8 protein-coding genes and 1 pseudogene are annotated in these 14,064 nt (G+C 39.9%); 4 read left to right on the top strand and 5 right to left on the bottom strand.

The window, feature by feature from the left end:
- The first annotated feature begins 192 nt into the window (after positions 1 to 192).
- From G6N06_RS01485 to G6N06_RS01470, 4 genes are all read left to right on the top strand, one after another.
- Entirely contained in the window at positions 193 to 2,595 is a 2,403-nt protein-coding gene (locus G6N06_RS01485; protein ID WP_163514392.1) for a DUF4982 domain-containing protein, read from the top strand.
- Positions 2,596 to 2,626: 31 nt separating this feature from the next.
- A complete protein-coding gene (locus G6N06_RS01480) occupies positions 2,627 to 2,902 on the top strand; it encodes a hypothetical protein (protein WP_163514273.1) in 276 nt (91 codons plus the stop codon).
- A gap of 79 nt (positions 2,903 to 2,981) precedes the next feature.
- Complete coding sequence (locus G6N06_RS01475; RefSeq protein WP_205334703.1) at positions 2,982 to 4,556, top strand: arylsulfatase; 1,575 nt, start codon at positions 2,982 to 2,984, stop codon at positions 4,554 to 4,556.
- A 382-nt stretch (positions 4,557 to 4,938) separates the two neighbouring features.
- Positions 4,939 to 6,543, top strand: coding sequence for a sulfatase family protein (locus G6N06_RS01470; protein ID WP_163514272.1), 1,605 nt, complete (start codon positions 4,939 to 4,941; stop codon positions 6,541 to 6,543).
- Positions 6,544 to 6,568: 25 nt separating this feature from the next.
- Here the strand turns inward: G6N06_RS01470 and G6N06_RS01465 are convergent, their stop codons facing one another.
- From G6N06_RS01465 to G6N06_RS01445, 5 genes and pseudogenes are all read right to left on the bottom strand, one after another.
- A complete protein-coding gene (locus G6N06_RS01465) occupies positions 6,569 to 7,189 on the bottom strand; it encodes a hypothetical protein (RefSeq protein WP_163514271.1) in 621 nt (206 codons plus the stop codon).
- A gap of 214 nt (positions 7,190 to 7,403) precedes the next feature.
- Positions 7,404 to 9,617, bottom strand: coding sequence for a beta-N-acetylglucosaminidase (locus tag G6N06_RS01460; RefSeq protein ID WP_240337927.1), 2,214 nt, complete (start codon positions 9,615 to 9,617; stop codon positions 7,404 to 7,406).
- 67 nt (positions 9,618 to 9,684) lie between these two features.
- A complete protein-coding gene (locus G6N06_RS01455; protein WP_205334702.1) occupies positions 9,685 to 11,460 on the bottom strand; it encodes a DUF4091 domain-containing protein in 1,776 nt (591 codons plus the stop codon).
- A gap of 106 nt (positions 11,461 to 11,566) precedes the next feature.
- Complete coding sequence (locus tag G6N06_RS20090) at positions 11,567 to 12,301, bottom strand: PA14 domain-containing protein (RefSeq protein ID WP_371865794.1); 735 nt, start codon at positions 12,299 to 12,301, stop codon at positions 11,567 to 11,569.
- Positions 12,302 to 12,349: 48 nt separating this feature from the next.
- A pseudogene (locus G6N06_RS01445) lies at positions 12,350 to 13,840 on the bottom strand (beta-N-acetylhexosaminidase); the annotation flags it as partial.
- Between the last annotated feature and the right edge of the window lie 224 nt (positions 13,841 to 14,064).

Raw genomic sequence — 14,064 nt, 5'->3', positions numbered from 1 at the left:
TTGTAGAATTAACAATTTAAAAAAAGCCTCTTAGAGGCGACATCTTAAATACCGGTGCTTCGATAATCTGTAAATGATGATTTAATGTGTTGCCCAAATGATATATAAATGTATTTAAAGTCCAAAATGAAGATTACTGATGTTTCTATAGGGCATAAAAGAAGTAAGAACTTGCTGCTCATTGCCCTATGGATGACATTGACCGTATCCGTATTTGGTCAAGAAAAAACCAGAGAGGTCTTGACTTTAGAAAAAAACTGGCGTTTTCATAAAGGCGATGTGGAAAATGCCTACGCACCCGACTTCAATGATTCAAAATGGGAGTCCGTTACTGTACCACACGATTGGGCGATAAAAGGTCCATTTAATAAAGAAATTGATAAACAGACGGTCGCTATTGTCCAAAATGGCGAAGAGGTGGCTACCGAAAAAACCGGACGCACAGGCGCCTTGCCCTATATTGGCGTTGGCTGGTACCGCAATCAGTTTTCCATTCCGAATTTTTCCGCTGAAAAAAAAGTGATCCTTCTCTTTGAAGGTGCTATGAGTGAACCCGAAGTTTTTCTCAATGGCAAAAAAATTGGCAGTTGGAATTATGGTTACAGTTATTTTTATTTCGATATCACAGATCATATCCTTGCCGACCAACAAAATTCCTTGGCTGTTAAGTTAACCAATCGAGAGCGGTCTTCACGATGGTATCCTGGAGCAGGCTTGTATCGCAATGTCAGAGTGATTGTCAAAAATAAGGAAAGTATCAAGCAATGGGGAACCTTTATAACCACGCCATTTATCTCGTCAGAGCTGGCGAAGGTCAATGTCAAGACGAATGTGTCTGGAGAGCATCTGATATTGGTAACACAAATTAAAGATGCTGAGGGGAAAATCGTGGCGACCGATACAACAAAAACGCTTTATGACAACCAGTTTGAGCAAAATATTGCCGTATCCAATCCGAATTTGTGGAGTCCGGAAACCCCTTATTTATATACGTCGATTTCTCAGCTTTATAAGGGAAATGATTTAAAGGACGAAATTTCAACACGCTTCGGCATTCGCAAAATAAAATACGAATCTGAAAAAGGCTTCAGTTTAAACGATTCGGTCATTAAATTTAAAGGCGTTTGTCTGCATCACGATTTGGGCCCGATTGGTACGGCAGTAAATACTGCAGCCTTACGTAGGCAGCTCACCATTTTGAAGGATATGGGTGCCAATGCCATCCGCAGTTCGCACAATATGCCTTCGTTCGAGCAACTCGAATTGTGTGATGAAATGGGCTTTTTGTTTTTAGCAGAAAGTTTTGACGAATGGGCAAAGCCGAAAGTTGAAAATGGCTACCATCTCTATTTTGAAACAGATGCGGAAAAGGACATTGTCAACTTGGTTCAGGCCACCCGAAACCATCCCAGCATCGTTATGTGGAGCGCCGGCAATGAAGTGCCTGACCAATGGGGAAGTGAGGGTGCTAAACGAGCCAAATGGCTACAGGACATCTTCCATCGTGAAGATCCCACCCGGCCAGTCACCGTGGGCATGGATCAGGTAGAAGCGACGATGGCCTCGGGATTTGGAGCGGTATTGGACATTCCAGGGTTGAATTATCGGGTGCATTTATATGAGGAGGCTTATAAAGCCTTTCCACAAGGCTTGATTTTGGGATCAGAAACGGCTTCGACCGTAAGTTCCCGAGGGATTTATAAATTCCCCGTTGTGGAAGCGAAAATGAAACAGTATGACGATTTGCAGTCCTCTTCCTACGATCTGGAAGCTTGCAGTTGGTCTAACATCCCAGATGAGGATTTTGTGTTGCAGGATGATAAACCATGGGTGATTGGCGAGTTCGTTTGGACCGGTTTTGATTATTTGGGAGAACCTACACCTTATGATGATATGTGGCCGTCGCGAAGTTCGTATTTTGGAATCAATGATTTGGCGGGATTGCCAAAAGATCGGTATTATCTCTATCGCAGTCGATGGAATACCAAAGACGAAACCTTGCATATACTTCCACATTGGAATTGGGAAGGCCGTGAAGGCGAAGTAACGCCTGTATTTGTCTATACCAATTATGATAGCGCCGAGCTTTTTGTCAATGGCAAAAGCATGGGCGTTCAGAAAAAAAATATGAGCTCGCCAAAAAACAGATACCGCCTGATGTGGATGGATGTCAAATATCAGCCGGGCACTATTAAGGTAGTGGCTTACGATGCGGATGACAAGCCTGTTGCAGAAAAAGAAACTCATACTGCAGGCAAACCTTATCAATTAGTATTGGAAGCAGATAGAACCCAACTCAATGCAGACGGCAAGGATTTGGCGTTTGTGACCGTATCCGTTGTAGATAAAAGCGGTATTCCATGTCCAACAGCTACCAATCAGTTATATTTTAACGTAAAGGGTGCAGGAACGTATAGAGCTGCTGCCAATGGCGATGCCACCTCATTGGAAATGTTCCATTTGCCGACCATGAAATTATTTAGTGGTAAATTAGTGGTTCTGGTGCAATCGGCTGAAGATGCAGGTAAGATTACGCTAACGGTTTCAGGAAAAGGATTAAAAACAGGAAAAATAAACATTGCAACTAAACATTAATAATATTTAATGGAATGCAAATTGAACAAAAATGAAGCAGTTAATCACAGATAGAAATCTTAAGATCATAAATTCGGTAATAATTTTTTATTTTTTAGGAATTTATATGCTTTATAGATATCAAGTGGATAGTATAATAATTGGTGTTTTTCAAGAAATGCTCACGATTCCTTTTATGCTGGCCCAAATTGTATTTGTATTTATCGGAATACACCACCTTGTAAAACATAAAATAAAAATCCTGACTTTAATTAGTGTTATTGCTTTGGCTATTTGCTTAACCATTACAATTGGTAGCTTTTTTTAGCACAATAAACTCCATAACTCAAAATTGAGGCTAAATGCTTCTGTTAAATATCGATTATATCAAAATAAACAGATCAAAAATGAAACTATTAAGAACCTTCATTCTTTTAATCAGCATGATTTTCATGTGGGGATGTAAAAACGGGAAAGTAGCCAACCAAGAACATGAGGCAATATCCCAAAAACCAAATATCATTTATATATTGGCGGACGACTTGGGTTATGGCGATTTGGGTGTATACGGACAGACAAAAATTGAAACGCCAAACATTGATGCCTTAGCAAACGAAGGTTTGTTATTTACTCAACATTATACGGCATCACCTGTTTGCGCTCCAGCGCGTGCATCATTGTTGACAGGATTGCATGGCGGTCACGCCAGTATTAGAGGAAATGATGAATGGGCAGAACGCGGTGACGTTTGGAGTTATCGTGCTATGATTGCAGATTCGACCTTGGAAGGGCAACGACAGATGCCTAAAAGTACGGTCACCATCGCCGAATTATTAAAAAAAGCAGATTATAAAACAGCAATTGTAGGCAAATGGGGATTGGGAGCACCACAAACGGAGTCCATCCCAACAGAAATGGGCTTCGACTACTTTTTTGGATACAACTGCCAGCGTCAAGCACACACCTATACGCCGGTACATTTGTATGAAAACGAAAACCGAGTGTATTTAAATAATGACACCATTGCGCCACACGAAGGCTTGGCTAAAGGCAGTGATGAGTTTTCTTTAGAATCCTATGCTAAATACACACAACCCGATTATAGTCCGACGTTGATTTTTGATAAGATGATGGGTTTTATTGATGAAAACAAAAAGGACCCGTTCTTTGTATATTGGGCAAGTCCAATCCCACATGTACCCTTACAGGCCCCTCAAAAATGGATCGATTATTACGTTAAAAAATTTGGTGATGAACAGCCGCATCATTTTATTGAGGGAGAAGGTGCTGATTATTTTCCAACCCGATACCCGCACGCTACCTATGCGGCGATGGTTGCTTATTTGGATGAAAATGTGGGCAAATTGGTCGCGTATCTAAAAAAGGAAGGCCTCTATGAAAATACGCTCATTGTATTTACTTCTGATAATGGGCCAAGCTCGGCCGGTGGTGGTGACGCCGTTTGGTTTGACAGTGCGGCGCCATTTGATAGCAGTTACGGCAAAGGCAAGGGGTTTTTGTATGAAGGTGGGATTCGAGTGCCTATGATTGCCACTTGGCCAGCTAAAATAAAGGCCGGTTCGAAAACAGATCATATGTCGGCCTTTTACGATGTCATGCCTACCTTAAACGAGATTACCAAGGTGCAAACCGACTATAAATCTGATGGCATTAGCTTTTATAATACGCTTACAAATACCGAAAAACAAAAGGAACATGAGTATCTCTATTGGGAATTTGCTGGGTATAACGGACAAGTCGCCGTGAGAATGGGCAAATGGAAAATGATCTGGAAAAACATTAAAAATGGCAATAAGGAAGTCGAGTTGTATGATTTGGATGCCGATATCCGGGAGGAACATAATATCATGGACCAACATCCGGAATTGCTGGAAAAATTTTATGATATCGTCAGAAAAGAGCATAGGGCTCCTGAAAATGAATCTTTTAGTATTGAAGGGGTGGAGGCGCTTTTTGAATAGTGGAGATATAGGATTGTTGATTAACGATTGATGATTGATGATTGCGGATTTTAGATTGAAGACTTTTAATCAGTGTTAAAAGTTGTGACACAGAGTTCCACAGAGGTTTCACAGAGATACACAAAGTGTATTTACTATATAAAAATCAGTGCCAATCATAAACAATCCGCGTCATCAGCGTTCCAAAAAGATCAGGTTTAAAAGTTGTTCCACAAAGGTTTCACAGGGTTCCACGGAGAGTATTGGCTGTTGAAACAACATTAAAATAGAAACCTCAATTGGTCAAAACTTAAGATTAAAATACATTAGAACTGCAGATATGGTCGATGATGCCTTGCAAATTTTAAAAACCGAAAAGCATTAAATTAAAAATAAATTTTTCATGAACTATTTTAAACTCTTATCTATTGTCATTAGTGTCTTGTCTATGTTAGCGTGTAAACAAGATAAAACTTCTGGAAAAACAGAACAGGTCACACATGAAAAACCCAACATCATTTTCATTATGTCCGATGATCATGCTTATCAAGCCATTAGTGCTTATGACAAGACCTTGATAAACACGCCCAATATCGATCGGATTGCTGAAGAAGGCATGCTATTTTCCAATGCAACCGTCACCAATTCTATATGTGCGCCGTCAAGAGCGGTCATCCTTACTGGAAAACACAGCCATATCAATGGTAAAATAGACAACTTAAGTGAGTTTGACACTACCAATGTGACGTTCCCGCAAATCCTGCAGAAAGCAGGCTATCAAACCGCCATGTTTGGAAAATTGCACTTTGGCAACAACCCGAAAGGTTTTGATGAATTCAAGATTTTACCTGGGCAGGGTGATTACTACAATCCGCGATTTATTACCCAAAAAGGAGATACGATCATTCAGGGTTACGTCACCGACATTACCACCGATCTGACTTTGGACTGGATGAAAAACCGCCGAGATCCAAACAAACCGTTTATGTTGATGTACTTGCATAAAGCACCTCACCGCGCCTGGTTGCCAAGTGAAAAGTATTATAAGGAATATACACAAAAGACCTTTCCATTACCGGAAACCTTATTTGATGATTATAAGACAAGAGGTACTGCTGCAAAAACTGCCGAAATGGGCATCTTAAAACACATGTCGCTCATCAATGATAATAAATTAACGCCAGAAACGGTGAAGGAACTTGGAATTGAGCAATGGAGCAAACTCGGTGAAAGCTTATACGGTATGACTGCTGAACAACGTGCCAGCTGGGATGCGGTGTATGGACCCATCAACGAAGACTTCAAAAAGCGATATCCTACCATGAACGATTCCACGCTCACAGTATGGAAGTATCAGCGCTATTTGCAGGATTATTTAGGAACTATTGCCTCGGTTGATGATAATGTAGGTCGCGTATTGGATTATTTGGATGATGAAAATCTGGCGGATAATACCATCGTCGTTTATACTTCGGATCAAGGTTTTTATTTGGGTGAACACGGCTGGTTTGACAAGCGCTTTATGTACAACGAATCGTTTAAAACACCGTTATTGATCAAATGGCCAAATATAATTAAGCCAGGTATTACCGAAGATGAAATGGTACAGAATTTGGATTTTGCGCAAACCTTTTTGGAAGTGGCAGGTGTAACTGCGCCAAAAGACATGCAAGGCGAGAGCTTGGTGCCACTTTTAACGGGCAAGAAGGAGCATTGGGATAGGGATGCGGTGTACTACCATTATTATGAATATCCTGCAGAACACGCCGTGAAAAGGCATTATGGCATCGCTACCAAGGATTATAAGATCATCCATTTTTATTATGATGTTGACGAATGGGAATTGTATGACCGCAAAAAAGATCCTAAGGAAATAAACAATGTGATCAATGATCCTGAATATGCCACTGTGGTTGCTGAAATGAAACAGAAACTTCAGGAGACCCGTGAAAAGTACAAGGATTCAGAAACGTTGGACAAGCATTATATTGAACTTTATAAGAAGTAATAGGAATTTCTATATGGATAAATAATCAGTCAATTATTGATAAATAGTTAAACTCTTTTAACAATTTGCTGTCTTGATCAAAGATGAAGTTCACTTCAAAAGAGTCGTTGTCCTTATATGACGCGATAAAGTGATCGTCAATTGTTAATGGGAACAGTTTCGTGAAAGTCTCCAGAGACATTCCTATATGTATGCCATAATTTAATTGTAAGTCGTTTGAATTCAGTCTCATATAGGTGATGCGCTCCACATATTTGTTTTTTAAAATCTCAATCACATCCGAATTTGAAGCCAATCGAATTAAGGAATCTTGTTCTTTGTCAAAATGCGAACCATCTAGGATAACATAGCTGTTTGAAGATGCCTTACTAATAGAGTCACTATCCGCATTAAAATGTGGGTTATCATTTAAGATATAGCTCTTATGAAATTTGATCATGTTTAATCGCTGTTCGTTAGCGCCGGTATTAATCGTAATAGGCGATTCTAAAAACAAATCGAGTCTTTCCTCTTTAGTTAAAGAATGGTCTTGAAGTGAATTCCCATGGACAGCCTTATCTTGACAGGACGTCAGAAAGCTTGATATAAAAACCAATAAAATGATGCTATTCCCACGTTGTTTATTGAATGAAAAACATTTAGTCATAAATTCGGAATTTTAGATAATCATGTCTCTAATATAGCTATTGTTTTAAATGAGCGCGTTATTAGATGAAGGAATTTATAGCCGACTGGAAAATTTTCTGACGCCATAGCGAGGTTGGGGATTATCGTGAAATTAGGATGATTACATCAAAAAAAGTCAAAACTACGTGTGTAGCTTTGACTTTTTTAATATAAACCCCGTGAAACTTATCTCGCTACTTCAACATAACAGTAAAATGCTCAAGTTTAGCTTCTACTATGTCCCCTGAGGTGTTCATGATTCTTATAAACTTAACTTCTCTATTGATATTAGCTTTTATAGCATCATCTTTAACTTCCGTTTTTACAGAAGTCCACTCGGCGCCATCTGTTGAAACCTCAAGCACCAAATGCTCGTAAACTGCAGCTGGCGAGAGTTTGTAGGATATATTTTTTGCCTGCGCTACATCCTGCAATTCAAAACCAAAATAAGATTGTGGCTCTAAACGGAGCACTTCCAACGGCGGATTCAACGCCAACGTTCTATCCCTTAATGTGATCGGCTGATTTTTTAACTGCTCAATATTTGTGAATAATTGATGCGGATTATAATTGGCTTCTACTTCTAAATTTTTGTGAAAGGCTTGGTTATAGGCTTTGGTTAAGTATGCAAACCCTTTATCGATTAGTGGTGAAACCACTAAAGTGCCAGTTTTAATTCCAGGTTGGTATGGGTTCTGGTTTTCGGTACGGTCTATTACATACATTTTTGCCTTAATAGCTTTGAGTGCTTGATAACTTCTTTCAAAATCGTCCGTTTGTTTTTCTTGTAATGCCGTGTACATATTCAACATGGCAAGACCTGATTGTCCAAGGAGTTGGAACTGTTTTACCCACGGGCGGATCTCATCCAAAAGCACTGGATTATCTTTACTGTTCAATAAAATATAGGAGGCTTCCACCATCGCTTGGAACTCCTTTCGGACGGTTTCAAAATTGTCAATTTGTTGATTGGCTTCAAGGTCTCTCAGGAATGCATCCGCTTGTGGTGCAAAGTTGACAGATTCATCACGTCTGTATTTATGGCCATTCGGACCCAAATCGCTATTGTGGCTTGCAAAAATCTCGAGAGCTCTATAGCTTTCGGGCATGACTACTTTTAAGGCTGTCAACCAATTTTTATCTGGTTGATATGCCGCCATATTCCAAGTGTAATCAGCTACACCATAAATAGCGATTTTAGACGCTTCGGCATGTTCCATTGGGTTGGCAACAAAACCTGAAACATCATCGGCGATATCTTTGCCATTGCCGTAGGTTGGGCCTAAAAGCAAATGATTTCTCACGTAATCAGACACAGGAAAATTCCACCATATAAAGGCCTTATGCTGAATTTTGGCGTTGATCCAATCCATCGTTTCTTGGTCAATATCCGACACGACAGTGTTGCCCGTCCACATAATCCTGATGGAAGGATCCAGTTCTTTTCCTAAGGTTTCTAAATAGCCACCTTCGGGTTTGGACCAGCCTTTGTTGTATTCGGTAGGGCACATGATTAATGGCTTGACATCCTTTTTGACGGTTACAAAGTTGTTGTGTATGAAGTTCAATAGGCCAGCCTGTTGTGTTGGGTTGGTGCCTTCTCCTGAAATGTCATCAAAAAAGATGGCGTAGGAACGAATGCCCAAATCGTACATGAGTTCAAATTTATGGAGTAGGGCCGTGCGGTCTTCATCATTCCATTGGATATCTTTTCCAGGATGAACGGCCCAAACGAAATCGACATGGTTCAATGCTGCTCTATCGATCAGCTTTTTTAATTGGACGGCTTCATCTTCGGGATAAGGTTTTCTCCAATTTGGAGAGCTATGGTAAGGATCGTCTTTTGGTCCATAAATATAGGTGTTCAATTTGTTTTGCCCATAAAAATCGATTTGACGTATGCGGTGTTCAAAACTCCAGGGCGTGCCATAAAACCCTTCTACCACACCTCGCGCAAGGACATCAGGAAAATCAATAATTTCGCCTTGTGGGAATTTGTCTGATTCTAAAAGTTCTATCAACGTTTTTACACCGTAATAAGTGCCACGTGCATCTCTGCCTATAACCGTAATCTTTTTATTGCTGCTATTAATAAAATAGCCTTCTGGGCTTTGAGGTACTTTTTCCAGGAATTTTCTATGGAATCGATCATTGATGTCTCCTACCGTAACCGTAAAACCCTTATTGGAAGTGTTGTCCTCATTAAAAAAATCGGAGAGTAAATTTTGGGTAGTTTCATCAACGTTTTTTTGCTTTAATTTAAAATGAGTGGGCGTGTCAATATAATTAGAAATTATGGTTTGTTTAAACGTAGGATTGATGTCTGAATTTTGTGCAAAGCCAAAATAGGTCATCAATAAGAATAATCCAGAAAATAAAATCTTCATAATAATAGTACTACTTGTCAATTTTTGTGTTTTAATCACGGCAATATTGGTGTTAGTAAGGTTCTTTAATCCTTTTGGAACCTCGTATTTAATTAAGTTTTTCTGCTAAAATATTCAAAGTGTTTTTTGCATCATTGAGCATGTCTTCTAAATTTTTGGATTTTGAAGTGATGTTGAATTGAGCGATGACTAAATCTAAATGATGTAGTTCATCCAATAGCTTTCTATCTAATAATTCCTTTCTCAGAATCCTAATTTTCTCGGCATCTTGAATACCTTCTCTTAGCCTTTCAAAACGAATGGAGCTTCTATTGTCAGGATATACAATGTAGGTATCGCCAGCAGGCCAAGTGATGAAACGGGAATCTTGCAGCGGATTTTCGGTCCAGCTATTATAGGACCATCGTAAAAAACCATCAAAGTCGGCGGCCATAGTGTACCAACCGATAAATGTGGCTTCTGCCGGAGCCGAGAAGGTAAAGGTATTTGGGAAGTCATCTGCACAGGAAACATAATAGGTGCTGATATAGCCATTTTCTCTTCTTATGACCAAATCGGCTTCATCAACAGGGTCTCCAAATGCGACGGACATGTCCTTTAATTCATTGGGATAAAGTTTGTAACTTTTATGGTTGTCGGCAAAAGAGACACCAAATTCCGGGGCATGGGCATTGAGCAATTGCAACATGGCCTTCATTTCTGTTGGACTCCGTTCGTCCATGGCGATTCTTGTAATGGTATTCCAGCCTTTTTGCTCCAAATGCGTTTTAAATTGATCCAAAAACGGAATCCATAGCTCGTTATAAGCTTCAGTTCCGGGAGCGGCTTTTATTTTTACTTCTTTATTTTCAGCTTCATCAAAATAGTAGAATTCATTGCCCCACGGCACCATAGAATAACAACTGATCTGATTTTTAACGCCAAGATCCATCATCATTTGCACCCAGTTATCAAAAATCGTGTAATCGTAGGTCCAAGTGCCATCAGCCTTTTTACGCCATTCGATCATTGCTTCAAATTGATCAAAAGTCTGTCCGCCCCAAGGCCTTTTGTTGAGAGATACGGTAATCACTTTCTGGCCCGCATCTGCAAGACGTTTCATGATAGGTTTTAATAAATCCCAGTGCTCATTTGACCATGGTTCAACGTCATGAAATCGTGCTACAGCATAAGGGTTTTGCCATAAGTCCAAATGGAATTTCCAATCGGATGCCGGTGGCAATACTTTATCAATCACGCGGATGGAAAAGTCCATGGTTTTGGTGTCCTGTCCTTTAATATCTATGGTGAAAGTACTCTTATAAATCCCTGCTTTGGCATTCGCTGGGACGTCGATAGTGATCCAAATTGGTCGTGTTTCTTGTTCTTTAATAGCATAAGATGTTATAGGATCTAAAGCATCTGCAGCCAACGAGGCGGCATAGTCTTCTGGTTTTCTGTAGCCACAGCCCTCGGCATATTCATCGGTAATCACGTATTTTACAAAATTTATTTTGGCAATCTCCGATGGTAAGGTTTCGCCGGAATCCGACTTAAATTCGGAAAACTTCGTATTGACTTCGGTCAAAGAATCTTTACTCCAAAGAACGACTTGTGCAGAAGTCCGTTCACCTTTCCATGCAGTTCCTGACCAGGTGTTTTGCTGTTCTATTTTCGGGATTTCGCTTCTTATAAAACGGATGTCCGTTGAGGTGACCGAAGCTTGTAATCCGTTGGGAAGAGCAGCCCAATTCTCATCGGTACTGGGCGAAGGGTCTTGGGGCTCTTCGTAGGTTTGAGCTATGGTAAAGTCTTTGTTGGCATTCTGACAACCGAGGGTCATTAGAATTGAAAAAGCGAATAAGAATTTAATGATTAGTTTCATTCTTGTTTTCAAATTTTGTTTTTGTATTTGTTTATCTGATGACAAATTTGGAATTTTGATTTGGAATTTGGAATTTTGAATTTTGATTTTGAATTTTTTCAATCATTTACTCCCCAATAGCAGGCCCTTTTAAAACTTTCTTATCACCGTTTGGAGCGGTGTACCAAACATCTAATGATCCGCCTCCGGTCGCTTCGTGATATTTTATAGTCAACGGATGCCATCCTTTTTTAAGTGCCACCATGCCGTTTTTTTCCATTGCCGAATGGTTGCCGCCATTATCCACGACGAACTTATCACCTATATACAACAAGCTACCATCATCAGATTTTGTGGCGAATTCAAACAACCCGTCTTCCTCTGCATAAAAATAGCCTTTGAACACCATGGACACATGTTCTTTGCCATCATGACCAGTAAAATCAATATTATTTACTGAGGTGAACATGGCCTTGTTTGGTAAAACAATATCATCCACGACAGAAAATTGTTTAACACCCGCCCATCGTTTGATACTTCCCGCATTTGGACTGATTTCTACAGGTTCTAAATAAGTTTGCTTTTCTATTATGGCTGATCGCGTGTCACTGTCAATGTCGCCTCTATAAGCAATCGTATTTAAAGTGACTGTTTCTGTGAATTCCAGTGCGTCTGTATATTTGTTGGATTCCTTGGTAGGTACACTGCCATCCGTTGTGTAATAGATCTCCATGCCTTCCAATGGCGCGTGCAGTTCAACAGTCGCTTTGTCCAGAAATGCAACTTTGTCCTTAAAGCCCGACACGGATGGAATGTGGTATTTGATATCCAAGGCATCCAATCGGTCGTATTGAAGCAGCATTCTTTTTTGGAAGTCCTCATGATCTTTTTGGTCTTTTGAAGTCCACGCGGTTTCTGCCAAAGCCAACATCCTCGGGAAGGCCATATATTGCAAACGTTTAAAATTGGGAATCATTTCCGACCATAAATTGGCTTGAATTCCTAAAATATGTTTAGCCTGATCTTTAGTGAATTCTTCAGGAATAGGCTCGTAGTTATACACTTTTTCAAATGGTGTCACATCATGCTGGGCATCAAAATAGTATTCAAAACACGGCGTGAGTACCATGTCGTTGCCATTGTTTGCCGCAATATCTCTCATGGTCGGAGCTCAATTGCGCCACCACATCATCGTCGCGTCTTTGGATAGTCCGCCTTCAACAATTTCATCCCAACCCATCAAGCGTTTGCCTTTTGACTTTAAGAAGACTTCAATCTCTCTGTTGAAAAAGGATTGCAATTCATGTTCATCCTTTAAGTTGTTGTCCTTAATAACCTTCTGACATAACGGACATTCCTTCCAGGATTGGATATTCACTTCGTCACCGCCAATATGAATATATTCTGACGGGAACAGTTCTGCTATTTCCGATAGAATATTCTTGGTGAATTCATAGGTCGTTTCTTTTCCTAAACAGGCTGGAGTTGAGAAAAGTTCGCCCCATCCGGCTTCGTCAGTACAGGATAAATAAGGATAATTATCAATGGCCGATTTAAAATGTCCAGGCATATCTATTTCGGGAATCACTTCAATTTGACGTTCTGCAGCATAGGCAATGATTTCTTTGATTTCGTCCTGGGTAAAGAAACCCCCGTACATTTTTTGTCCATCACGATTGTGATAGTGTCGTTCGTCAATAATATAGGAAGGATCCGTTTTTGCCAATTCGTTGCAGGCGATGTCATGGGAACTTTCCACACGCCAAGCGCCTTTTTCGGTCAATAACGGGTATTTTTTGATTTCAATACGCCAGCCTTGATCATCGGTGAGATGCATGTGGTAGGTGTTCAGCTTATAAAGTGCCATATAGTCCAAAAAGGTTTTCACTTCATCAAGACTGAAAAAATGGCGGCTGAAATCCATGTGCATCCCACGCCAAGAAAAACGTGGTGAGTCTGTAATTTGAATGCTCGGAATCACCCAATTCTGTTCTTTGCTGTTTTTGGTTTCGATACTTGGTGGAAGAAGTTGACGTAAGGTTTGCACGCCGTAAAAATAGCCAGCAGGATCACTGGCTTTAATGGTGATTTTTTTTGGAGTGACCTCCAAAGTGTACGCTTCACTTGTAATGGCATCGTCATTTACTAAAACAATTCCTCTATCTTCTCGCGTATCTATTATCGACAATGGATACCCGGCAGCATTTTCGAATAAATCGGATAAGTATTTGGCGGCGGGTTTTTGCGTGTCATTCTCGACAGAAATCTTTGTGTCTTCTGTAAATCTGAAGCTACCCTCTTTAATTAGCATTTCAGAAGGTTTCGGAACTATGGAGATTTCCTCTTCTGTAAAAGATCTTGTTTTTGTGGTTTCGCAGCTATTAAGAATGAGTAATAGCATTAATAGCGATGAGAAATTTTTCATTTTTTCATTTTTTAAGACGTTGAAATCCTTAATTTTCTGTTCGTTCAGCCTTGACGGTTTTCGTATTAATTTCTACAATTTTTTAGACATGAATTACATTAATTACACTAATCTTCACAACTCTTTTAATGAGACCTGTCAGGTTTTAGAAACCTGACAGGTCTGGAAATTGACAGTTTAAAAGTTGATTCCCAGCTAAT

It is taken from the genome of Gelidibacter japonicus (assembly GCF_010725055.1).
GTDB classification, from domain to species: domain Bacteria; phylum Bacteroidota; class Bacteroidia; order Flavobacteriales; family Flavobacteriaceae; genus Gelidibacter; species Gelidibacter japonicus.
This window is presented reverse-complemented; position numbering and strand designations above follow the sequence as displayed.

Excerpts from the sequence above, each read along its gene's own strand:
- G6N06_RS01485 (WP_163514392.1), top strand. The coding sequence starts at position 193 with ATGACATTGACCGTATCCGTATTTGGTCAAGAAAAAACCAGAGAGGTC.
- G6N06_RS01480 (WP_163514273.1), top strand. The coding sequence starts at position 2,627 with ATGAAGCAGTTAATCACAGATAGAAATCTTAAGATCATAAATTCGGTA.
- G6N06_RS01475 (WP_205334703.1), top strand. The coding sequence starts at position 2,982 with ATGAAACTATTAAGAACCTTCATTCTTTTAATCAGCATGATTTTCATG.
- G6N06_RS01470 (WP_163514272.1), top strand. The coding sequence starts at position 4,939 with ATGAACTATTTTAAACTCTTATCTATTGTCATTAGTGTCTTGTCTATG.
- G6N06_RS01465 (WP_163514271.1), bottom strand. The coding sequence starts at position 7,189 with ATGACTAAATGTTTTTCATTCAATAAACAACGTGGGAATAGCATCATT.
- G6N06_RS01455 (WP_205334702.1), bottom strand. The coding sequence starts at position 11,460 with ATGAAACTAATCATTAAATTCTTATTCGCTTTTTCAATTCTAATGACC.
- G6N06_RS20090 (WP_371865794.1), bottom strand. The coding sequence starts at position 12,301 with ATGCTGCTTCAATACGACCGATTGGATGCCTTGGATATCAAATACCAC.